The organism is Sulfurimonas sp., assembly GCF_026988655.1.
Classification (GTDB): domain Bacteria; phylum Campylobacterota; class Campylobacteria; order Campylobacterales; family Sulfurimonadaceae; genus Sulfurimonas.
Genome location: NZ_JALSKT010000061.1, coordinates 20,449 through 44,923 on the forward strand (window position 1 = coordinate 20,449; position 24,475 = coordinate 44,923).

A 24,475-nucleotide genomic window follows, 5' to 3' on the forward strand; every position below is an offset into this window, starting at 1 on the left:
GCTAAAAATCTAGCTGTAAATAAAAGGAATTAGTTTCCTGTAACCACAGTGTTACCAGTTGAGTAAAGACCAAGTATATTTGTTCCTTTCCAATCTACAGTAGAAACTGATTTGATATTACCATTCTTTTTAGCATTTGCAATACTACAATCACCAGTAGCTATGAGACCAAGAATATTAGTACACCTTTCTGATTCACCTTTTTTTGTTGTATCAGCATTTACATTAGTTAAACCCATTGGAGCATTTGTACTTGAATAGAGCAATGCGTGTGTAGGTTGCACTGCACAACCTGACATTAAAGCAGCTGCTGCTACTACTGAAGCTAAAGTTAGAGATTTAATCATATTTGATTCCTTTTTGTTTTTTTTTACAAGCTGATTATTTCTAAAAAAAGCTTAAATTAATATTAATCAACATTAATCATATAAAATTCGGAGCATCATTAGCAAAAAGTATGATATCTCCTGCTTTTGTTTGATTTGCTAGAACATCTACCATAGCAGATTTATCACGTAACATTATTTTATTTTTCACTTTTAGGTGTTTATCAAAGAGTGCTGCGTTTAGTGCGCCTGTTACTATGACTATGTCAAACACCTCATTAATGGCATCTATGAGTTTACGGTTGAGTGCATCACTGCTCTCTACAAGACCTGGGGTTACTATAACTTTTCTGCCTTGATGCAAAGAGCAAAGACGTATGCCCTCAAGCATCCCATCAATATTGCCGTTATAGCCATCATCAAGAATTATTTTTCCACCAGCTTTTATGATTTGAAGTCTATGTTCTACTGGTTCTAAGGTTTTTACTGCTTCTATGATTTGTGCATTACTCATTCCAAAATCTTTTGCGATTCTTACCGCTACAGCGATATTCATCGTCTGAAACTCACCAAGAATATCCGTATGCAGTTTTAAGATCTCACCATCTAACTCAAGCTCAAAGTCTGTTCCCTCTAAGGTAGCATTTACATTTTGTATTTCATTACCAAAAAATGTTACTTTTTCATGCGGTTCATCTGTGACAGATGTATGGATATAGGCTTTTTCTAAACGCGGTGATTGCATAATCTCAAGCTTTGTAGCGATGATGTTTTTTAAAGATTTAAAGTACTCGATGTGTGCTTCACCAACTTTTGCTACTACCACAGTTTGTGGTTCTAAAAATGTCGTTATGGCGTAGATATCTCCATTTTCACGAGCACCTGCTTCAGCGACATAAATCTCTGTATCTTCTTTTAAACTGTTGTTAACATCCGCCATAATTCCGCCTAAAGTATTTACACTTCTAGGTGTTGCATAGACATTAAACTTGGATGCCAAGATTTGAGCTACAAAGTTTTTGATACTCGTTTTTCCATAACTCCCCGTGATACAAACAATACGCAAGTCTTTCATGCTTTGTAACTTTTTCTTCGCCTCTTTTTTGTATATCTTAAACAAAAACTTTTCTATGATATAGCTACCGATGTAAGCTAAAGCCAAAGGCATAAACACCCCATATGTGGCGCAGCCATCTTTTAAAGTACAAAGAACATCTTGAAAAAGTGTCAATGAAACTAAAAGAATTAAAAATCTTTTTACACGCCAAGTAAGCACAAGCTTTTTATCAAGTTTTTTGTACCAAATAAATATCCCAGGGATGTAAGCAAAGATAAAAAAGATAAGAAAAAACTTTCCAGTTGTGTAGTAAGCGATAAAAGGAATGATAAAATAAAGTATGTGCCATAAAGGTTTATGGTGTTTTAAAATGACACGCTCAAGCTTATAATCATACCACTGCAGATTCGTTATGAGATACCAACCTAAGAGTGTTACAAAAACAACATTCGTTACAAACGCAGCAAATAGTTCATATTTTTCCATCTATTTTCCTAAAGTTTCTAAAAAACAGCCTACGATTTTTCCAGAAATATCTTCGGCATTTTTCATAAAAAAGTAATGATCACCATCATATACTTCTAGTTTTGAATCTTTGATGAGTTCATGAATCTTATCTGCTGAACTCAGAGGTGTAGCCATATCTTCTTTTCCCCAAAAGAGCAGAGCTTTTCCCTCATATTTAGAAAACTCATCACTAAAATCTTCATTCACAACATTTTTAAAAGTCTGATACATATATTCACTTAATTTTTTCGCATCATCTGCAACAAATAATGAACGTAATTTAGAAAAACCAAAAATTTTCAGTGCCTTAAAAACTGCTATTTTTGCTTGCACTTTTAAACTTTTTTGTGTGTAGATGCCAGCACTTGCAACGAGTACCAAAACTTGCGGTTCAAGTAAAAGTGCAACTTTTCCACCAAATGAATGTCCAAGTATAATATCTTTACTCGCATTGATATGAATCATAAACAGTTCAACAACTCTTGCGACATCAGAAGTTTTCATAGAAGTAGAGCAAGTTGAATTTCCAAAACCTGGCAAGTCAATATAAATATGACGAAACGACTCCATATAGGGAGCAAAAGTCTGTTTCATGAGATTTTTATTGCTTCCCCAACCATGCAAGATAATAATATCTACCTTTGCCTGAGGGTTTACAATCTCATAACTAATGTCAAAGGTATGTTGCTTATACTGTATTGACTTGACTGCCATCTATTTACCTTTTGCTTTTGAGATAGAGTGAATATATTCATAATTCACTTTTACTTTTTGTTTATGAGGTAAAGATTGTGAGAGTTCTTCTATAGCTTTAGCAAAGTCTTCAAAAAGGTAGTTTGCCATTGAACCTGGGATTGGGTTAATTTCATTGAGTAAAACTTGGTCATTATGCACAAAAAAGTCACAACGAATCAAAGCACCCTCAAACATTCTGTCATACACTTTCTTAAAATTATGTTGCAATTTAGCTGTTAGTTCTTCGCTGATTACTGCGCCTAAAACCTGCTCACTTCTTGAAAAATCCATATATTTTTTTTCAAAATCTAAAAATTCTTCTTTATTTGGCTCTTCGACGATAGAAAAGTGCATTGCATCTTTGGCACAGTAACCTGCGAGGTTGTACTCTTTTACACCTTCTAAAAATGGTTCAACTATCACTGTCTCATCAAATTCAAAAGCAACATCAAGAGCATAGTCTAGTTCACTCTCCTCTTTTACTATACTTACACCTATGGAGCTGCCAAGTCTAGCAGGTTTTACAATGATAGGATATGCAATATGAAGATTATTTAGCTCATTTTTTCTCAAGACTTGATACTCTACTGTTTTTACATCAAGAGCTTCACAAAGATACTTTGTATATCTTTTGTCATATGAAAAAGTACAAGCATCTACACGTGGCCCGATAAATGGGATAGTATAAAAGTCTAAAAGTGCTGCGACTGTTCCATCTTCTCCATCTGCACCGTGAATGAGATTTAAAACAGTGCCATCGATTTGCGTTTTAGAAAACATACTTTTTTGAAAAAAGCATCCTTTTTCAAGATGTAATACAGGCATTTTTTTATGCGCACCACTTGAAAATGTTTTTGCTTTCATTTTTGATGCCTCTATCAAATAAAAAGTATGATCTGTGTCACAAAAAATAAATGTTAAATTAAAAGTAGAGAGTTTTTCTTTTAAAGTGATAGCACTTACAATGCTGATTTCATGTTCAAAACTAGCACCGCCAAATAAGATAGATAAGTTCAATATAAATTTCCTTGCATTAAATTGTTTGTAATAATTTCAGAGCACCCTTAACAAGTGAAGCAGTATCACTGCCTTCACATGCACTCAGGGCTTTAGATATTTTATCTTTTTTGAAGCCTAAAGCTTCAAGAGCCTCACTCGCTTCACTAAACGCAGTAGACGCTTGTGTAGTATCCCCTGCTGTTAATATCTCAGCATCAAATCCATTAAGCTCGACTAAAATACGTCCTGCACTCTTAGGTCCTATCCCTGGTACTTTTTTAACACCGTTAACATCTTTGTTATTGATAACTGTTGCAAATTGCGTCGGTGTATATGTCGAACAAATTGCCATAGCAACTTTTGGACCTACTCCATTTATTTTGATAAGACGAGCAAAAAGTTTTTTCTCACTCATCTCTAAAAAGCCAAAAAGTAACTGTGCATCTTCACGTATGATATGTGTAATATACAGAGACACCTCATCTTTTGGCAAGGCAGAAAAAGTATGTAAAGAGATAAACACTTCATACACTACACCTTGAACATCCATATGTACAAAAGATGGCTCTTTATGTACTATTTTTCCATTTAATCCAACTATCATTATTTCTTATTTTCCTTATTCACTTACTGGACGAATCGCATATTCATCTTCTGATATTTGTTTAAGCGCAAAGATATGCTCTTGTGAGCCTTCCATTGGTTTATACACAAGTTCCATAGGAGGATCAACAAGTTTAAACCTAATCTCATTGTATCCTTTCCAAGTATCATGGTTAATCACTCTTGCATCAAAAATATTATCTTGAAAAGAAGCGGTTCGAGTCGTTAAGAGATGTAATTGATCTTGCAACATTTCATAACTTGTTTTGAGTTCCTTATATTTAGCCTGCATCGTTTGAAATTTTTTATATTTTTGCACAAAACTCTGTGGCATTTTTACACCATTTTTTTTATAATACCATAAACGTTTTTTAATCTCTAAAAAAGCAGGTGTCCCCTCTTTGATGAGTACTGTATACTTTTTCAATTCCATCTTTGTATTTTTGAGTTTATCTTCGATTTTTTTCACTGCTTCTTTATGCTTACTCATACCTGCAAGATCATCTTTTTTCAAAAGCGGATCAATAGTAAAAACGTTTTCACTACCCATCATTCTTTTAATCTCTATAAATCTTGACGCAGTTGCTTTGACATGTGATGCACAGCTACTTATAGTTATCTCTTTTGCACGGATATGTCCGCCTAGAGCTTGTGTAACTTCTACTATATCACCATCAATTTCGCCATGTTCGAGTCTCTCAACACGGATATGTTTGCCATAGGCTTTGCCCTTATGAACATTAATACTCAGCTCATCAGCGCGTATCATAGAACTTTTATGTGTTTGTCCACCAACGGAAGCTTTTTTCGCTATGACTTTTGCATTTGAGCCGACATTCCCATCTATCTCTATCTCACTCACCTCAACACTCATTCCCGTACCTATGGCATCTTTAACGGCATCTGATTCTCTTACAGAGATATTAACATCAGAATCTACACCACTTGCTATAGACCCTGTTGTCTTAAAGCTAATCTCTCCGACATCAACATCTGTTTTTATTGTATATGTGTTGTCATTAAATGCGATATAGCCATTCTCTTTTGCTATGTATTTTATAGAATCATCATCTTCTTTGATTTGGATAGTGTCATCTGTTTTAAAAGTTGGCTCAAACTTGACAACGGGCTCTGCAGGTTTCATATACTCCCCACGACAGTTCCGTCCAGGTTTTCCAGGTTTTGCTTTGATATACTCTATAAGCAGGTCATCTTGCTTTACACTTTGGATAAAACCACGTGCAGCATAGTCAATCTTTGCATTTTCATCTATCTCTTGGTTGTTCTCATAATGTAAGATAAGAGCATCATCACGCGTAGCAGTAGGTTCTAATCCCTCAGCAATTAAGTGTGTCTCAGACTGAACAAAGTCAACTTTCTCATCGACTCTCACTTTAGCTGTTAGCATTTTCACAAAGCGTTCTACCATTGTATCAAACAGATAGACAAGTATGCCTGCTCTAATTTTCTTCTTACTTATCATAGTAGAAAATTCATGTTCAAATTGAGAAAAGTAGTTGATGGATGAGCCTGCACTTATACTCAAATAAACTTTACACTTTGTAGCATTTGCACCTACAGCTGTTTTCATTGTAGAACAAGGATTTGAAGCATCCATAACTTTAGAGTAAATTTCTACTTCATAAAGTTGTTTTATTTGAAAGTTAGGGTTAAGAAGTTGTGTATCAGGGTCAAGTTCGTTTAAGGCTTCATTGGGAATCTCTTCCCACTCTATCTCAGTATCACCCTCTTTGACACGTACATAACTTTGTACTTCAAGAAGATTAAAGTCAAGAGTCTCAGGTTTGACCTCATACAACTTCGCTAGTTTAAATATCTCTTTAGCAACATTTTGTGTGCGCACTACTGTTGGTCTTACCTGTAGAAGTTTTTTTGTTTTTTTACTTGAACCAAAAAGTGCCATACTGTTACCATACTTTATTTAGATTTATAATGTGCTTATTTTAACCAAACCTTTGTTAAACTTTCGTAAAGTTACCATCTTATCACGAAAGAAGCCCATGTTTAAAGCCATTTTTACCAATAGTTCAGGAATATTATTTTCAAGAATTTTAGGATTTATTAGAGATTTACTTACCGCTTCCGCACTCGGAGCCAATGTTTACAGCGATATCTTTTTTATTGCCTTTAAACTCCCGAACCTTTTTCGTCGCATATTTGCAGAGGGTGCTTTTTCTCAAGTCTTTATACCCGCTTTTGCACGAAGCCGACACAAAGCTGTCTTCTCTGTCAATATCTTTTTACTCTTTGTCTCTATCATTTTGATTATCGCTCTTTTAGTGAACCTTATCCCTCAACTTTTCACAAAAGTAATCGCAACAGGATTTGATGCACAGACAATTGAACTCGCCGCACCCTATGTTGCTATAAACTTTTGGTATTTACCTCTTATCTTTATTGTTACTTTTTTAAGTTCAATGCTGCAGTATAAAGGCCATTTTGCAACTTCAGCTTTTTCAACTGCCCTACTGAACTTATCCCTTATTTTAGCACTTTACTTTTCACATAATCGCTCTGAGAGTGAGATAGTTTATTATCTCAGTTATGGTGTCATTATTGGTGGGATGCTACAAGTTTGTCTGCATCTCATCGCCATTTATAAGATGGGCTTACTGCGTTTACTTATCGGGGGAGTTCGGTATTTAAGCCTAAAGTCAAAAATCATTCAACAAGATACAAGAAAATTTCGTAATAACTTCTTTCCTGCGATGTGGGGAAACTCCACAGCACAGGTTTCTGCCTTTTTAGATACTTTTTTAGCTTCCTTTTTAGCCACAGGTTCTATCTCGTATCTTTACTACGCTAACAGAATATTTCAGCTTCCTTTAGCCCTATTTGCCATTGCAACCTCTGTGGCACTTTTTCCAAGAATCGCTAGATATCTTAAAAACAATGACGAAGCCAAGGCAAAAGCAAATCTTGAAAAAGCTTTTTGGTTTTTAACATTCATCTTAAGTGCTAGTACCATTGGCGGCATCATCTTTGCTCATGAAATTATCTGGTTACTTTTTGAGCGTGGAGCATTTACTACTTTAGACACAAGTAATACAAGTAGTGTTTTACAAATGTATATGATAGGACTCCTCCCTTTTGGTATCCAAAAACTTTTCGTTTTATGGCTTTATGCAAAAGAGTTGCAAATGCAAGCCGCAAAGATAGCTACACTCTCTCTTATTTCTTATACTGTTTTAGCTCTTACTTTCATCTCACCTTTTGGCGTGGCTGGCTTAGCTCTTGCTGGAACACTCGGTGGTTTTGTGAGTTTTTTCTTTACTATCAAGGCTTTTGGTGTAGCGGATTTTTTAGATATACTTCGTTCAAAAAAACTCATCTACCTTCTTGTAGGTTCTGTTTTATTTAGCTTACTTCTAATAATACTCAAGGATATAATCAGTGCATATATTTGATTCAGTACAAAAAACAAAAAGAGAATTCATACCACTCCAAGAGGGAAAAGTTACCCTCTATGTTTGTGGTCCAACTGTCTATGATGATGCTCATCTTGGTCATGCAAAATCAGCATTAGTCTTTGACCTTTTAACACGTGTTTTAGAAGCAAATGCTTATGATGTTACCTATGCAAGAAATATCACTGACATTGATGATAAAATCATCAAAAAAGCGATAGAGCAAAAAAAAGATATCAAAGAGATTACTGATTTTTATACAGAGGCTTTTCATAAAGAGATGGAGCTTATCGGTGTTAAACGTCCAAGTATCGAGCCAAAAGCGACACAAAGTCTTCAAGCTATGTATGAACTTATCCAACAGCTCATCGACAAAGGTCATGCCTATAAAACACCAGAGGGTGATGTTTACTTTGACACAGCGAGTGATAGCGAGTACCTCAGCCTTTCTCATCGTGTACAAAATGAAGATGAAAGACAAGAACGTGTTGCAAGTTCAGCTTCAAAACATAATCCTGCCGACTTTGCCTTATGGAAAAGTGTCCATGATGATAGCATCACTTTTGATTCTCCTTTTGGTGCAGGTCGTCCGGGCTGGCACTTAGAGTGTTCTGCTATGATTGAAAAACATTTAGCTTATAAAGACAAACCTTATGCTATCGACATCCATGGTGGAGGAGCTGACTTACTTTTTCCCCATCACGAAAATGAAGCAGCACAAACGCGTTGCGCGACAAACCATGCACTAGCAAACTACTGGATGCACAATGGTTTTGTAAACATTGACGGCGAAAAAATGAGTAAATCTTTAGGCAATAGTTTCTTTTTAAAAGATGCGCTTAAAGAGTATGACGGGGAAGTATTACGTTTTTATCTTTTAAGCACGCACTACAGAAGTAACTTCAACTTTAATACACAAGATTTGATGCATGCAAAAAAACGACTCGACAAACTTTACAGACTCAAAAAACGTCTTTTTGGATTAGCCCAAAATGAAGAAGAGACTGCGTTTACTAAAGAGCTTTTAAGCGCTTTAAATGATGATATGAATATATCTTCAGCTTTAGCACTTATAGATGAGATGATAAGTCATGCTAATGAAACGCTTGATACAGCAGGAAAACATAAGCTTCTTAAACGTGAAACTATGGCTAATCTTGCATACATTCAAAAGGTCTTGGGTTTTGGAGTGAAAAATCCTTATGAATATTTTCAATTTGGTGTAGATGAGACAACAAAAGAGAGTTTAAACACTCTTATAGAGCAACGAAACGCAGCAAAAAAGGAAAAAAACTTTGAGCTATCAGACAAACTTCGTGATGAAATCTTAGCCTATGGTGTCAATCTTATGGATACACCACAGGGAACATTTTGGGAAAAGGTCTAGCTTAAGCAAACTCTATCTTTCCCACTGCGTTTAGCTTCATAGAGTGCATCATCTGCACGTTTTATGCTCTGTTCTATCGTCTCTTCTTTTGCAAGATCTACCTCTGAGACGCCAATACTTACCGTAAACTTCACATCGTGATTTACTCGTAACTCGTGTATCTTTTTTCTGATCTTTTGCGCAATAACATACGCACCTTTTATATCTGTATTTGGTAAAAGCAAGATGAACTCTTCACCTCCAAATCTACATATGATGTCACTTTTTCTACTTTCTTCTTTTAGGGTTTTTGCAAGACTTACAAGCACATCATCGCCCACTTTATGCCCAAAAGTATCATTTATCTTTTTAAAGTCATCTATATCGAGCATCATCACAGAGAGTGCTTCTTTATTTCTTTTTGCAAGATTTAAAATTTTTTCACTGATTTGCGTGAAGTATCGTCTGTTATAAAGTTTGGTCAAGGGGTCAGTTGATGCCAAGAGTTCTAACTCTTTTTGTTTCTCTTTTAAGAGTTCATGACTTTGCATCAGTTCTTTTGTTTGCTTTTGCAGTCTGTTTTTTAAACGCAGTAGTTGTAAATACATCAGAGTTCCGATACTAATTATCAAAAGAAAAACAGCTACAATCCAGTAAATAAGTGTGTAATCCACATCTTTTTTATTTTCAGAGGCAACCCAATGGTTTAGTATCTCTTCTTGTTGTAAATGAGAAACACTTTTAACAGCTTTATCAAAGATATGCAGTAATGTGGCATCATCATTGCGTACACCTACACCCAAATCCCACGTCCCATCAAACTTTCCTGTAATCTTTAGCTCATCATCATTATATTTATGCTTAAAAGCATATCGTATCGTTGCCAAGGTTCCGATATAGCCATATACTTCACCTAGAAGTACCTTCTGTAGGCCTTCATCTAAATTTTCTACCTCAACGATATTTAGATAAGGATATTTCTCTTTGAGTATTTCCATATAAGCATACCCTTTTGTTATCGCTAGTTTTTCATTTCCTAAAGAAGCAAAGTCAACTATAAAAGGTTTATCTGTTTTTGTTGCCATAACAATAGGGATCTTCAAATACGGTGCCGTAACATTGATGTACTTTTTTCTTGAAGATGTTGGCATCACTAAAGATAAAATATCACATTTTCTTTTTTTTGCAAACTTTATTGATTCACTCCAGTTTTTTGTTGGAATGAGTTCTATTTTTGTACCAATAAAATCTTCAAAAATTTTAAAATATTCCGCACTCATGCCAATATGCTTAGCCTTGTCAATCTTTTCAAATGGCATCCAATGAGGATCTACACACATAGTAATGACTTTTTTCTTTTGAAGATATGCTTTTTCTTTTGTTGTTAAAGCCTCATTTTTAGGAAGTTTGTATATCAAATCATCTACATCTACTTGCTCATGTAAAAGTCCTAAAAATCTATATGCTTCAAAAATTTTGTCTATCTTTTGTTTCTCTATATTCCCTATAGACTTATCTTTTGCTAGTATCAAAGGCTTAGATGCCATGGCTTCATACAAAAGTGCACCTTCCCTCTTATGTTGTGAATTATACTTTTTCAAAATCACATCTACCGTCTCATTTATATGCGACAAAGCATACTCCCAACCTTTGAGTGAAGCTCTTGTGAAGTTTTCTACCTGCTTTGGATGTTTTTGTAACTCTTCTTTTGAAGTAAAAAGAAGATTGTCATAAAAATCATAGCCATATTTTTTTGGATGCCATACTTTGTAGCCAACACCCATTTTATCAAGAGCATAGAGTTCATTCGTTATATAACAAGAGGATATATCTACCTTATGCTCAAGTAAATCTCCTAAATCAAAAGTCGGTTCAGTCACTTTCATATCCTCAAAAGAAAAACCTGCACTTTGAAGCATAGAATTGAGTGCAACATTAAGTGTTCCCTCTTTTTCTATCATGACTTTTTTGTTTTTTAAATCTTCTAAAGATTGTATATTTGAAGAGTTTAATGAGACTAAAGCAAGTGGAGAAGTTTGATAGATTGCAGATAAAAGCACAATTTCATGACTATATAGTAAAACATTGGTATAAGAGATGCCAAAGGTACTGTTGCCATCTACAACAGATTTCATAATGTCTAAACCATTTTCATACTCTTTTAGTGTAACATCAAGTCCAACATCTTGATAATACCCTTTCTCTTTTGCCATATAAAAACCAGCAAATTCAAACTGATGTTTCCATAATAATTGCAGTGAAACCTTTTCAAGTGTTTCATGATTAGCAAATAAACTCAAAGTAAAAACGACCAATAACAAGATATATCTCATATACCATCCATATTTTTATAGTTTCTATCATTCTACTATAAGCAAACTTAGTTTATTAATATCAAACTAATCTTCTTTTGAATATGATTCAACTTTAAAACTCAGGAGCAAGGATAAACTACATGCTTAGTATCACGCAACTTCAAACGCAGCTACAAGAAAGTTCGCTAAACGCAGCGAATGAATTTAAACGTCTTTTTCACGGTCGAGGTGGTTTATATGAAGGCTACAAGCATCTCATAGTTGATTCTATAGACGAAGTTCTTAGTGCTGCGTTTTATTTTGAAGAGGCAAATGAAGCAGAGATTATCACGATGCTCAAAAACTTTACAAACAACTCCGAGCAATACAAAACCTTGGTTATTCAAAGAAGATATCTCCCTGGTGCACCAAGTGAAGTACTTATCGGTGAAATCCCAGACGATCTATATGTGCAAGAAAATGGTATGAAGATAAAACTCAACCTCCTCTCAAACAAAAACAGTGGTTATTTTCCTGATATGAAAAACGGAAGAGCTTTTGTAAAAACAAACGCGGTAGATAAGCATGTACTCAACCTTTTTTCTTACACCTGTGCTTTTTCTCTTGCAGCAAAACTTGGTGGTGCAAAGAGTGTTCTTAATGTGGACATGAGCAAAGGGGCACTCAAAACTGGTATGGCAAATCATTCTCTAAATAACATTGACCCAAAAGGTGTGAGTTATCTCCCTTACAATATTTTAAAATCCTTCTCCTCACTCAAACGCAGAGGTCCGTATGATATGATTATCATTGATCCACCAAGTTTTCAACGTGGCAGTTTTGAAGCGACAAAAGATTATGAAAAAATCATCAAAAAACTTCCACAAATTGCTAGTGAAGATTGCATCCTTTTAGCCTGTTTAAATTCTCCCGATTTAACTAGTGATTTTATCATCAAAATGATACAACAATGGGCACCAAGTTTTAAGTTCCAACTGCGTTTAGAAAACCTCGAAGAGTTCAAAAGTTCTGACGAAGAAAAAAGCCTTAAAAACCTCGTATTTCAGCGCCTTATCAAATAAATATCACAAATAAAAAATTTATAAATTATATAACTAAAACTTATTGATTTTATAAAAAAGATTTAATTGTTTGTTAAGTTTTATTGGAATAACATTGCGGCATGAAAAATCGTATAGTTAACTTTTTCAAATGGATTTACTTTTTATATTATGACGGGTTCACTAGTATGAAAGTAGGCAAAACACTTTGGTTGCTTATAGTCATTAAACTGTTTGTCATGTTTGTCATTGTAAAATGGCTTTTTTTTCCAGATGTACTCAAAGAAAATTTTCATTCCGATGAAGAAAGAAGTGCGTATATTTTAGACACATTAACAAAGGAGAGATAAGATATGGAACACACTGAATTGCTGACTGATTGGTCGCGTGCACAATTTGCACTTACGGCACTCTATCACTGGCTCTTTGTACCACTAACTTTAGGTTTGACATTTATAGTTGCGATTATGGAAACTATCTATGTAAAAACAGGTGATACGAAATGGAAGGAGACAACAAAGTTCTGGATGGGACTTTTAGCGATTAACTTTGCTATTGGGCTTGCTACTGGTATCATTATGGAGTTTGAGTTTGGTACGAACTGGTCAAACTACTCTTGGATTGTAGGAGATATCTTTGGTGCACCACTTGCTATTGAAGGGCTTATGGCTTTCTTTTTAGAATCAACATTTTTTGCTGTCATGTTCTTTGGTTGGAATAAAGTAAGCAAAAAAACACACCTTGTTTCTACGTGGCTTGTGGCAGTTGGGTCTAACCTTTCAGCGCTTTGGATTTTGATCGCAAATGGTTGGATGCAAAATCCTGTAGGGATGAAATTTAACCCAGATACCGCAAGACATGAGATGGTTGACTTTTGGGCACTTGTTTTTAATCCAAACGCAGTCAGTAAGTTTTTGCATACAATCAGTAGTGGTTATGTTTTAGCTTCTTTATTTGTCATCGGTATCAGTGCTTGGTACTTAATCAAAAAACGTGATACACAATTTGCAAGACGTAGTATCATTGTAGCTTCAAGTTTTGGTCTTATTACTTCCCTTTTCTTACTTACAACAGGGGATGAGTCAGCACATCAAGTAGCTCTCAATCAACCTATGAAACTTGCAGCGATGGAAGGTCTGTATGATGGAGAAGAGCGAGCGGGCATTGTTGCCTTTGGTCTTCTTGATCAAACAAAAGAGATAGGTGATGAAAAAGATCCTTTTCATTTTTCATTTGAAATTCCAGGAGCACTTTCATTTTTAGGTTATCATGACCTCAATGCCTTTGTTCCAGGAATTGACAACCTTATAGAGGGAAGCGAGAAGTATGGACTCATCTCTGTAAAAGAGAAAATGAAACGAGGTAAAATTGCTGTAGCTTCACTTGCTGCGTATAAAAGATATAAAAAACAAAACAATATGCCTGAAGCGCAAAAGGCACTCAAAGCATTTGAAGCTAATCAAAAATATATGGGCTATGGTTATTTGAAAAAACCTGAAGATGCAGTACCAAATGTAGCGCTAAGTTTTTATAGCTTTCATATTATGGTTGGACTCGGTACTTGGTTCTTAGTCTTGTTTGCTATGTCACTTTATCTCTCAATGATAAATGAAATGCACAAGAAAAAATGGTTTCTTTATCTAGCACTTCTTACAATGCCTTTAGCATGGGTTGCTCAAGAGGCAGGATGGATTGTTGCAGAAGCTGGTCGTCAACCTTGGGCTATTCAAGACCTTTTACCAGTTGGTATGGCATCATCAAATATTAGTACGACAAGTGTTATGATTACTTTCTGGTTATTTGCTGTTCTTTTTACAGCTTTATTAATAGCGGAAGTGAAGATCATGTTAAAACAGATAAAAATTGGGCCGGAGGGACATTAGGATGTTTGATTTACTTACATTACAAGAATACTGGTGGTTTTTAGTCAGTGTTATAGGTGCGTTATTTGTATTTATGACCTTTGTACAGGGTGGACAAATGCTCCTTTATACTTTAGGTAAAACTGAAGATGAAAGAGACCTTTTAGTCAACTCTCTTGGACGTAAATGGGAACTCACATTTACAGCCTTAGTTATGTTTGGTGGTGCACTTTTTGCTGCGTTTCCACTTTTTTATGCTGTTAGTTTTGGTGGTGCGTACTTTGTTTGGATGGCGATACTCTTTTGTTTTATCATTCAAGCTGTTGCCTATGAATACAGAAAAAAACCAGATAACTTTTACGGAGAGCGTTTTTATGAAACACTTCTCTATATTAATGGTTCTTTAGGAATTTTTCTCATTGGTGTAGCACTAGGCACACTATTTACTGGAGGAAACTTTACAGTAAATGAGTATAATCTTTCACAATGGACACTTCCAAGTTATGGTTTAGAAGCGCTTTTAAATCCTTTTAATGTTGCCTTTGGACTTATGCTTGTATTTTTAGCACGTGTTCAAGGAGCTTTATATTTTTTCAACAACTTAAATGAACCTACAATTACGGCAAGAATTAAAAAAGTAGTAACTGTAAACTTTGTTATGTTTTTGGTGTTATTTCTGTATGTTTTAGCAACTATTCTTTTTAGTGATGGTTATGTTTATGATCCAAACACTGGTGTTGTCAGCATTGAGAGTATGAAGTTTCTTCACAGCTTTTTAGCGATGCCTCTTTTACTTGTTATACTTTTGGTAGGTGTTTTAACACTTCTTTTTGGTATCTTTATCGCTCTTATAAAAAACTCAACAAAAGCAATCTGGTTTAGCGGTCTTGGAACTGTTTTAACGGTTACAATTTTAATGCTTATTTTAGGTGTTAATAACTCTGTATATTATCCATCATTAGCAGACTTACAAAGTTCATTAACGATTGAGAATAGTTCGGGAAGTTTTTATACTCTCAGTGTTATGAGTGTTGTTTCTCTCCTTGTCCCAGTTGTTCTTGGATATATCATCTACTTCTGGCGTAAAATGGACACAACAAAAATTACAATTGATGAGATCAAATCTGATCCTCACCACTATTAGGAGATAAATATGGAAACAATAGCAGAAATGATATGGTACGCATCTTGGCCTGTGGTTATCTACCTATCGGTTAAATTTGTTCAACTCAATTTAAATCATTATAAAAAGATGGAAAGATTAGAAGAACTCGAAGAGTATTTCGCTCAAAATGAAGCTGCAAAAAACTAAGCAGCTTCTCACAATCTACTTACAATAAGTCGCTAAAAGACCTTCTTTTAGTGCCTTATAGCTCTCTTGCCCTCGTAATTTTTTGACGATCTCTAGTCCAAAACAGATAGCCGTTGCAGGTCCACGTGAAGTCATAACATTTTCATCTTCTACCACCATCGTTTTATCACCCATGTACCCCTCTTCTCTTATTTCATCTTCTACTGATGGATAACAAGTATATTTTTGTTTTAAAACTCCTGCTGCGTTTAGAGCATAAGGTGCTGCACAAATCGCTCCGATATTTTTTCCTTTTGCATCCATCTCTTTAAGAAGGCTTTGGACATTTTTATCTTCAGCAAGTAAACGTGTACCACCCCAGCCTCCTGGAAGTACCATCATGTCAAGCTCTTGGGCATTGACATCTTTTACCTCCATATCAGCTTGTAAAACAATGCCATTTGCACCTTTTACAAGCATAGCTGCGTTTAGTGAAGCAACAATCACTTCTATCTCTGCGCGACGAAGTACATCGATAATACTCACTGCCTCTATCTCTTCAAACCCCTCTGCCAATGGCACTAAAACTTTTACACTCATAATTTGCTCCTTGTATCTCTTTTCATTGTATTTTACACTATTTTCTTTTATAAACATCTATTTAAGGGCACCTCTAAAAACCCTAGTATATCTCAGAGGGAAGAAAAAAAGATGAGATTGTGAAAAATCTTTTTTGAAGCATAGCCGTAGCTATGGTGATAAAAAGTTTTTTGCAATATCGCTTTTTTTATCCCTCCCTTTGGGCACTCCATAGGAGCCTACACTCTGCGTTACTCTTTTTCGCCTTAGCTTTGGCTAGGGCTTCAAAAGAGTGCCTTGATTGTAAACTCCTATGCAGTGCTGAGATATGCTAGTGTTTTTAGAGGTGCCCTTAAGTTATTTTACAATAAAATAACATTAAAGGTTAATTTATGTATAAAATTTTTTTACTATTGTTATTTTCATTTATCTTATTTACAGGCTGTAGCCAAGAAAATGAAAAAGAGATAACTATCTCTACAAACCAGTGGATAGGGTATGCGCCACTTTTTTATGCTTATGAAAAAGGTTATCTCGACAAGCTCAATATAAAAATCATAAACAATGTCTCTTTAGCAGAAGCAGCAGAACTCTACCGCGTAGGCAAAGCCAACATGGTAACAACAACTCAACATGAATACAATATGCTCAAACATGAAACACAAGATATCATCCCTATTATATTGCTTGACCGATCCAATGGCGGTGATATGGTTCTCTCAAACAAATCCATCCAAGAACTACACTCTGCAGATAAAATTTACGTCTATTTAGAGGTCGATTCAATTAATCAAGAAATCATTAGAGACTTTATTAAACACAATGGTTTAGACATCAAAAAGATGACTTTTATCAACCAAGACCAACAACAGATCCAAGATGTAAAATTTAAAAAAAATAGAGCGACACTTATCGTAACATACACACCATACAATATACATTTAGAGAAAAAAGGCTTTTTTGAAGTGGCTTCTACTAAAAATATTGATGCTATCATTGTCATCGATGCGCTTTGTACTACATCAGAACTTCTAAAACATGACAAAAAAAGACTACTTGCACTCAAACGCAGTATCGACAAATCTATAGATGTAATTATGAAAGACCCTAAAGCTTCTCACCAAATAATAAAAAAATATATCTCAAATATGAGCTATAGAGAGTATCTAACTTCATTAGATTCTATCAAATGGATAAACAAACCATCCAAAGAGCTTCTAAACTACATATCAGATCTTGATTACAAAGAGGAATATATCATTCAATGAAAAAACTCTCTATAAAAACATTTTCACTTATACTATTACTAACTGTTTTATCCATGGAAATAATCGTATTTTATAATTTTTACACTTCTACAAAGACAACTATCCATAATCTTATTAAAGAAAATTTGCAAACAGATATTTTAAATCTCAGTCATTATCTTAACAAAACATTTCACCCCGGCTCCATCAATAGTGTGGCTTCCCATATTGACAATATTTTAGTTATTAATAACGCCATAAGAGATATTCATATTTTAGATGACAAAGACAAGCTTATTTATCATCCAACAACACGTTATGGTAATCAACACGCTTTTGATACAAACTGTTTACCCATTGCTAAAATTATGCAAAGTGACATTTTGAACAACCAATGTTTTGAATTTCAATTAAAATTTTATAATAATCTTGACCCGTATCATTACAAGGTAAAAATTTATCTTGACAGTGAGTATATTCACAATATTCTTATAGAAGAAGCAAAAAAGATTTTTCTACTTTTTCTAATTGTTTCTCTAGTTTCTGTAGCTTTTCTTATTTTTATTGAAAAAATTTATATCATTATTCCGCTTGAACAGCTAAGACGATACGCCTACTATAGTGAGTATCCACCAAAGAACTTTTTTATCAGTGAACTTGAATCTATACGATACTCATTACAAATCACATTTGAAAGACTCAAACGCGAGCAAGAAAACCTCTACACACTCTCTACAAAGGACCCTCTTAGCGGTTTATACAATAGACTGAGTTTAAAAGAAAAAGTCGAGTGGCTTATCTCAAAAGCACAAAGAGATGGAGATCAATTTGCCCTTATCTTTTTAGATTTGGATAATTTTAAAAATATTAATGACTCTCGTGGACATACCTTTGGAGATAAAGTTCTTTTGCACGTCTCAAAAGTACTTCTAAACGCAGTCAGAGAAAATGATATCGTTGCAAGACTTGGAGGAGATGAGTTTGTCATTGTGCTACCGAAATTTGAAAATGAAGCACAAATTACTGAAGTTGCGCAAAGAATCAAAGAAGAGCTCAGTAAAACATATAATATTAATGATATAAATGAGAGCATTACAGCTAGTATGGGGATCACTATCTTTCCAAAAGATGGAAAAGAGTTTACAACACTCCTTAAAAATGCAGATATAGCTATGTACAAATCAAAAGATTTAGGTAAAAATAATTATCATTTTTTCACCCAAGGCTTAGATAAAATTGTTCAAGATAAAATCACTATGCATAGATTGATGGAAAAAGCACTACAAAACAATCACTTTGAGCTTTTTTATCAACCTAAAGTTGATATACAAACAAACAAGATAGTAAGCTGTGAAGCACTTATCCGTTTACATGACCCTGTAAAAGGCATCATTGCACCAGACAAGTTTATCCCGCTTGCTGAAGAGAGTGATTTTATCATAAAGCTTGGTGATTGGATCATAAAAGAAGCTTGTAAACAACTACGAGAATGGAGTCAAACGCAGCTCGCAGACGTTAAAATCTCTATCAATGTTTCAAGTAGACAGTTAAATGCTGATATTGTGCAAACACTAATAGAAAATCTTCGCAATATAGATGATAAAAAACTTGACCTTGAGATAACAGAGTCAGTCTTTTTAGATGATTTTAAGACGAAACTAAAAGTCATTAAACAACTAAAACGTTTTGGCATTACTTTTTCTCTCGATGACTTTGGAACGGGGTACTCTTCTTTATCATATCTCAAAAACATTCCTTTTTCTACACTAAAAATTGATAAAGCATTTATAGATGAGCTAAAATCAAAGCAAGGAAAAAGTTTTGTCAATATGATTATTGGTATAGCAAATGATTTAGAGATGGATGTAGTCGCTGAGGGCGTTGAAACACAAGAGCAACTCAGCTACCTCAAAGCTGCAAAATGTGAAATGTATCAAGGATATCTTTGTTCAAAACCACTTCCTCCAAAAGAGTTTGAAGAGCTTTTTGCATCAGATAAGTGTTGAAGCTAAAATCAGTATGTAAATATCAACTTCTCTTTACGAAGTTTTTTGTATAATAAGTAAACTTTTAAATACTGGATGATTATGCTCAACTATGAATCAATAAAACCCTTACTTTTTAAACTTCAGCCAGAAAATGCGCATCATGTAGCTGCTTCTGTACTGCGTTTACCAAACCTCTGCCCTACGCCTTTTAACTTTTTTTTACGATCACATTTCGTTCATGACCCGATTTTACGTCAAGAAATTTTTGGACGTACTTTTTACAATCCCATAGGTCTTGGTGCAGGTTTTGATAAAAATGCAACGATGATACGTGGTATCCAGATCTTAGGATTTGGTTTCACAGAAATTGGTACAGTAACACCAAAACCACAAGATGGCAATCCAAAACCGAGAATGTTTCGTCATATAGAAGAAGAGAGTATTCAAAATGCCATGGGATTTAACAATGAAGGCGCATATAAAGTTGCCAAAAGATTGAAAAATATTTTCCCTTTTGTAACACCTATTGGTGTCAATATCGGAAAAAATAAAACAACACCTGAAGCAGAAGCTATCAACGACTATATACATCTCATCAAAGCTTTTGACGGTCTTGGTGACTACTTCGTTATCAATATCTCTTCACCAAATACACCCGGGCTAAGAGACTTACAAAATGAAGCTTTTATCACCAACCTTTTTGCTCAGGCAAAAAAACTTACAAAAATGCCTATACTGCTAAAAATCGCTCCAGATATGGAAGTAGAAGATGCAGTAAAACTTACAAAGATGGCCGTTGAAGCTGGTGCGGATGGCATCATCGCAACAAATACGACCATAGACTACTCACTTGTTAAACATCCAAAAGATATTGGTGGGCTTAGCGGTGCAGTGCTCAAAGAAAAAAGCTTTCAAATTTTTGACGCGATTGCAGCAGAGCTGTATGGAAAAACTACGCTTATCTCAGTTGGAGGAATTGACTCTGCCCAAGAAGCATACAGACGCATAAGAGCTGGAGCAAATCTTATTCAAATTTACAGTGGTTTAATTTTTCATGGTCCGGATATGATTCGCGACATTAACAATGGACTGATCCAACTCCTCAAAAAGGATGGCTTTGAAAACATTTCTCAAGCTGTCGGGGCTGATAGAAAATAATGAAACTACTTTTTACAATACTACTAAGCATAGGAGCTTTAATGGCATCATCACTACCAAACTATGAAACAAAAACACTCAAAAATGGACTACAAATCGTAGTTATTCCCATGAAAAACCACTCAAACGTTATCAGCACTGACATCTTTTACAAAGTTGGAAGTAGAAACGAAGTAATGGGAAAAACCGGCATCGCACATATGCTTGAGCATATGAACTTCAAATCAACAAAAAACCTTCAAGCTGGTGAATTTGACAAAGAAGTAAAAAGTGTTGGCGGTGTGAACAATGCATCAACAAGCTTTGACTACACGCACTACTACATCAAATCAAGTACAGACAACCTTGACACTTCTGTAAAACTTTTTGCAGAACTTATGCAAAACCTAAACTTAAAAGATGAAGAGTTTCAACCAGAGCGTGACGTAGTAACAGAAGAGCGCCGTTGGAGAACTGACAACAATCCTCTTGGATATTTATACTTTAGACTTTTCAATAACGCCTACCTTTATCATCCATACCATTGGACACCTATCGGCTTTATGAATGACATTCGTACGTGGAGCATCAAAGATATCAGAGATTTTCATGCGACATACTACCAACCACAAAACGCCATCTTAATGGTAACAGGCGACGTGAAACCAAAAGAAGTTTTTAGAAGTGCAAAAGCTGCCTTTGCTAAGATAAAAAATGATGGAGAAATCCCTAAAGTCAAGTTTATCGAACCTGAACAAGATGGTGCAAAAAGAGTTATCGTACATAAAGATAGTGAAGTGGAAATGCTCGCTATCACTTTTCACATACCTGACTTTAAAGACCCTGACCAAGTAACACTGAGTGTAATTTCTGAGATACTTTACTCTGGAAAAAGCTCACGTCTTTACAAAGAGCTTGTAGATAAAAAACGTCTTGTAAACTCTATCTATGCCTACAATATGGAGAACACCGACCCAGGACTTTTTATCTTTATGGCGACTTGTAATCCAGGTGTCAAAGCAGAAGATGTTGAAGCCGAACTTATCAAACAAATCAACCTTATGAAAGAGACAAAAGTAACAAAAGCCGAACTAGAAAAAGTGAAAATCAATACAAAATCAGACTTTGTCTATTCACTAGAGAGTTCAACTTCTGTGGCAAATCTTTTTGGAAGTTATCTTGTTCGCGGAGACCTAACGCCGCTCTTAAACTATGAAGATGACATCAACAAAGTAACAGCAAAAAAAGTACAAGAAGTTGCTAAGAAATACTTCAACTTTGACAAATCTACAACACTAATACTAAAGAAGTAAATATATGCTATAATAACAATAGTAATTTGAAAAGGATAAAAATATGAAAAATAGTGAACAAAATAAGATTGACTCGACCAAGAGAGAGTTTATAAAAAAATTTGGCACGTATGCCTCAACTGCACCTGTTGGTATGTATATGCTTATGACCCCAAGCAGTTCAGCCGCTCATACATCTGGAAACTTCACACTAATGTCTAATAATCAGAGACGTGGTTCTTAGGGACATGGCAAGTAAGTTCTCCTCAAAAAGTTAATTATATTTAAGGATTCAGTATCAACTTTACAAAGATACCTTTAAAATGTAAATTTTTACATGCTTGTATCTTAAGAGATTCTCTCTTAATTTTTTCAGAAATTAATGATGTGGTTTATGGATTTGAACGTCAGAATGCAGCTCTTTTTTTAGAAGTAGATTCTTTAATATCTTCTAATATTACAAAGGAGAATATTTTTCTCCAATTCCCTAATATTTCATTAGATATACTGGAAAGAATTTACACACTAGCTACTTGTGATCCTAATCAAAAAAAAGAATCATACACTCAAAAACTAGATATTAAAAAATATACTAAAGATGATTGTAAGAGAATTTCATATGTTGCACAAGGGACAACATTTTTTTTGAACTATAAAGATGAATCGCTATACAAACTAATTCATCCTGTTTTGTCGCACATGTGTAGTGAAGATTATACAACTCACAAAATTTCTGTTGATTTTATTTATCATAAAAAGGATTATTGGGTAATACATTTCAATAATACAGAGGTTTGCGAACCTACACATATTTCCAAAATTATGTTAGTTTTACAAGATATAATGCTTATTGCTTTATACCAATCAAAAAAACATCTTATATCTATACACGCAGCGACTTTAGAATATCATAAAAATGTTTTTTTATTTCCTGCAATAAGCGGATCTGGGAAAACCACTCTTGCTGCTGCACTTATGAAAAGTAACTTTACTTTATACTCTGATGAATTAGCGATCATAGATCTCAAAGGAAATATTCTACCTTTACCCTTTCCTCTTAGTATTAAGGAAGGGAGCTGGAAGATCCTTAAAGACAGTTATCCAATATTATCAAAAACTGATTATCATATCCGTTTTGACAACCAAAAAGTAAAATATTTACCACCCGAACATAAAGCAGCTTCCTTCAATAAACCAACACACATTATATTTCCAAAATATACTAAAAATGTAGCAACTAAACTTACTACTCTCAGTGTATGTGAAGCAATGTATCAAATCAAAGAAGCTGGATATGAATTGAATGAACCTCTTAATATAGAAAATTTTGAAAAAATTTTAGATTATTTAATGTTACTTCCAGCATACCAGTTAGAATATTCATCTTTAGATGAAGCTATAACACTTATTAAAAGCTTCTCAAATGAATAATGTCAATTCTTTCAAAATTTTATGTTCAATACTAGAAACAGCACATGATACTAATGTAATCAAATTGAAAAAAGATATTATCACTAATACTATTCCATGGAATGAAGTGATAAAAATAGCTAATAATACATATCTAATTCCTGCAGTGTATTATTCATTACAAGAAAAAAAGCTTTTTCAATATATTACCGACCAACAGCTCTGTGAATATTTATCTACAATTTTTGAATTTAATACCCAACGCAATATAGAAATATTAAATCAACTTTTAGATTTAAATAATACTCTACATGATCTAAATATCTCACCAATTTTTTTAAAAGGTTCAGCACTATTATGTGAAAATACTTATGAAAAAATAGGTATAAGACATTTAACTGATATAGATATATTAATCGAAAAAAATAAAATAGAAATTGCATTAAATGAACTTTTTGACCATGGTTATAGTTATCTAAACAAAAATACGACAAATAACATAGATATAAATTCACATCATGTAAGTCCAATATCAAAAGAAGGAATGCCCACATCTGTAGAAATACATCGAACTGTTCTTGGAGAGAGTGCTGTAAAATTCATGCCTAATCCTCAAAACTATACAGTAAATTGTTCCCATCCAGATTTTATAAATGCAAAAATATTTAAACCTACTTACATTATATATCATGCCTTTTTACATACTGAATTACAAGATGAAAACCATAAATATAAAAGATTAGATTTACGGCATCTATATGATTTTGTGACCATAGTAAACAAATATAATAATGAAATAAACTGGAAATTATTACATCATTTGACAACAAAAATAAATTGCCAAGAGATTTTATATGATTACTTATATCTTGCAAAGATGTTTTTTTTCTTAGATACACCTTTAACAATTGAAAATAAACATACAATTCTACATTATAAAAAAGTTTTAAAAGGTATTGCATTAGAAAACACAATTTTAGAGAAATTTTATCCTTTGTCATGTTTTATACCTAAATTAACAAAAGCCTACTCTCGCAAAAGATTAGAAAAAATATATGGATTTAATTCTAATATAGGATATTTTATAGCAACTTTGAAATATATGTTCTTTCATATAAAAAATATAAAACTTTAAAAAATGAAACTGCTTTGTAGTACTTCTGTATAGTATAATGCACCCCAAAATCAAGACCAGTAAATCAAATATTTTAATTTCACCTCTCTATGATACCAGTGGTAACAGATTTACTCCTTTTTCATCTAAATTATTATCAGCTTGATAGTAAACTTCAT

22 protein-coding genes are annotated in these 24,475 nt (G+C 34.1%); 14 read left to right on the top strand and 8 right to left on the bottom strand.

Annotated features, from left to right (window positions below):
• Positions 1–29: 29 nt before the first annotated feature.
• The 6 genes from MV052_RS06535 to MV052_RS06560 form a co-directional block, all read right to left on the bottom strand.
• Positions 30–347, bottom strand: coding sequence for a TRL-like family protein (locus MV052_RS06535; protein ID WP_297442155.1), 318 nt, complete (start codon positions 345–347; stop codon positions 30–32).
• A 76-nt stretch (positions 348–423) separates the two neighbouring features.
• Positions 424–1,869: a UDP-N-acetylmuramoyl-tripeptide--D-alanyl-D-alanine ligase gene (gene murF, locus MV052_RS06540; protein WP_297442157.1), complete on the bottom strand. Its 1,446-nt coding sequence runs from the start codon at positions 1,867–1,869 to the stop codon at positions 424–426.
• Entirely contained in the window at positions 1,870–2,604 is a 735-nt protein-coding gene (locus tag MV052_RS06545; protein ID WP_297442159.1) for an alpha/beta hydrolase, read from the bottom strand. It lies immediately after the preceding gene.
• The gene (locus MV052_RS06550) at positions 2,605–3,642 is read right to left on the bottom strand and encodes a D-alanine--D-alanine ligase (protein WP_297442161.1); all 1,038 of its coding nucleotides are present in this window, start codon (positions 3,640–3,642) and stop codon (positions 2,605–2,607) included.
• A 16-nt stretch (positions 3,643–3,658) separates the two neighbouring features.
• Entirely contained in the window at positions 3,659–4,228 is a 570-nt protein-coding gene (gene ruvA, locus MV052_RS06555) for a Holliday junction branch migration protein RuvA (RefSeq protein WP_297442163.1), read from the bottom strand.
• Between the two features lie 15 nt (positions 4,229–4,243).
• A complete protein-coding gene (locus MV052_RS06560) occupies positions 4,244–6,151 on the bottom strand; it encodes a flagellar assembly protein A (protein WP_297442165.1) in 1,908 nt (635 codons plus the stop codon).
• A gap of 97 nt (positions 6,152–6,248) precedes the next feature.
• Here MV052_RS06560 and murJ point away from each other — a divergent pair, with 97 nt between their 5' ends.
• Positions 6,249–7,655, top strand: coding sequence for a murein biosynthesis integral membrane protein MurJ (gene murJ, locus MV052_RS06565; protein WP_297442167.1), 1,407 nt, complete (start codon positions 6,249–6,251; stop codon positions 7,653–7,655).
• Positions 7,642–9,042 carry a cysteine--tRNA ligase gene (cysS, locus tag MV052_RS06570; RefSeq protein ID WP_297442169.1) on the top strand — a complete coding sequence of 467 codons (1,401 nt, stop codon included), beginning with the start codon at positions 7,642–7,644 and terminating at the stop codon, positions 9,040–9,042. Before murJ ends, cysS begins: the two co-directional genes overlap by 14 nt.
• Here cysS and MV052_RS06575 read toward each other — a convergent pair.
• Complete coding sequence (locus MV052_RS06575) at positions 9,039–11,354, bottom strand: diguanylate cyclase (protein WP_297442171.1); 2,316 nt, start codon at positions 11,352–11,354, stop codon at positions 9,039–9,041. The genes cysS and MV052_RS06575 overlap by 4 nt on opposite strands.
• 122 nt (positions 11,355–11,476) lie before the next feature.
• On the opposite strand from MV052_RS06575, the gene MV052_RS06580 reads away from it, so the two are divergent.
• The 5 genes from MV052_RS06580 to MV052_RS06600 all read left to right on the top strand — a co-directional run bounded on the left by MV052_RS06580 (position 11,477) and on the right by MV052_RS06600 (position 15,550).
• Positions 11,477–12,397, top strand: a complete 921-nt coding sequence (locus MV052_RS06580; RefSeq protein ID WP_297442173.1) for a class I SAM-dependent methyltransferase — start codon at positions 11,477–11,479, stop codon at positions 12,395–12,397.
• Between the two features lie 101 nt (positions 12,398–12,498).
• Positions 12,499–12,726: a DUF4492 domain-containing protein gene (locus MV052_RS06585; RefSeq protein WP_297442175.1), complete on the top strand. Its 228-nt coding sequence runs from the start codon at positions 12,499–12,501 to the stop codon at positions 12,724–12,726.
• Positions 12,727–12,729: 3 nt separating this feature from the next.
• A complete protein-coding gene (locus MV052_RS06590) occupies positions 12,730–14,259 on the top strand; it encodes a cytochrome ubiquinol oxidase subunit I (protein ID WP_297442177.1) in 1,530 nt (509 codons plus the stop codon).
• 1 nt (position 14,260) lies between these two features.
• Positions 14,261–15,382: a cytochrome d ubiquinol oxidase subunit II gene (gene cydB, locus MV052_RS06595; RefSeq protein ID WP_297442179.1), complete on the top strand. Its 1,122-nt coding sequence runs from the start codon at positions 14,261–14,263 to the stop codon at positions 15,380–15,382.
• Positions 15,383–15,391: 9 nt separating this feature from the next.
• A complete protein-coding gene (locus MV052_RS06600; RefSeq protein WP_297442181.1) occupies positions 15,392–15,550 on the top strand; it encodes a hypothetical protein in 159 nt (52 codons plus the stop codon).
• A gap of 15 nt (positions 15,551–15,565) precedes the next feature.
• Here the strand turns inward: MV052_RS06600 and MV052_RS06605 are convergent, their stop codons facing one another.
• Positions 15,566–16,129, bottom strand: a complete 564-nt coding sequence (locus tag MV052_RS06605; RefSeq protein ID WP_297442183.1) for a DJ-1 family glyoxalase III — start codon at positions 16,127–16,129, stop codon at positions 15,566–15,568.
• Positions 16,130–16,500: 371 nt separating this feature from the next.
• Between MV052_RS06605 and MV052_RS06610 the strand changes: the two genes are divergently transcribed.
• The 7 genes from MV052_RS06610 (at position 16,501) to MV052_RS06640 (ending at position 24,317) form a co-directional block, all read left to right on the top strand.
• The gene (locus MV052_RS06610; protein ID WP_297442185.1) at positions 16,501–17,376 is read left to right on the top strand and encodes an ABC transporter substrate-binding protein; all 876 of its coding nucleotides are present in this window, start codon (positions 16,501–16,503) and stop codon (positions 17,374–17,376) included.
• The gene (locus tag MV052_RS06615; RefSeq protein ID WP_297442187.1) at positions 17,373–19,361 is read left to right on the top strand and encodes an EAL domain-containing protein; all 1,989 of its coding nucleotides are present in this window, start codon (positions 17,373–17,375) and stop codon (positions 19,359–19,361) included. The genes MV052_RS06610 and MV052_RS06615 overlap by 4 nt, the downstream gene beginning before the upstream one ends.
• A gap of 81 nt (positions 19,362–19,442) precedes the next feature.
• A complete protein-coding gene (locus MV052_RS06620) occupies positions 19,443–20,501 on the top strand; it encodes a quinone-dependent dihydroorotate dehydrogenase (RefSeq protein ID WP_297442189.1) in 1,059 nt (352 codons plus the stop codon).
• A gap of 41 nt (positions 20,502–20,542) precedes the next feature.
• On the top strand, positions 20,543–21,793 hold the full coding sequence (locus MV052_RS06625; RefSeq protein WP_297442191.1) for a pitrilysin family protein: 1,251 nt from the start codon (positions 20,543–20,545) through the stop codon (positions 21,791–21,793).
• A gap of 43 nt (positions 21,794–21,836) precedes the next feature.
• Positions 21,837–22,016: a hypothetical protein gene (locus MV052_RS06630; protein ID WP_297442193.1), complete on the top strand. Its 180-nt coding sequence runs from the start codon at positions 21,837–21,839 to the stop codon at positions 22,014–22,016.
• A gap of 143 nt (positions 22,017–22,159) precedes the next feature.
• Positions 22,160–23,203 carry a hypothetical protein gene (locus tag MV052_RS06635; protein WP_297442205.1) on the top strand — a complete coding sequence of 348 codons (1,044 nt, stop codon included), beginning with the start codon at positions 22,160–22,162 and terminating at the stop codon, positions 23,201–23,203.
• On the top strand, positions 23,196–24,317 hold the full coding sequence (locus MV052_RS06640; protein ID WP_297442206.1) for a nucleotidyltransferase family protein: 1,122 nt from the start codon (positions 23,196–23,198) through the stop codon (positions 24,315–24,317). The genes MV052_RS06635 and MV052_RS06640 overlap by 8 nt, the downstream gene beginning before the upstream one ends.
• Positions 24,318–24,475: the final 158 nt, after the last annotated feature.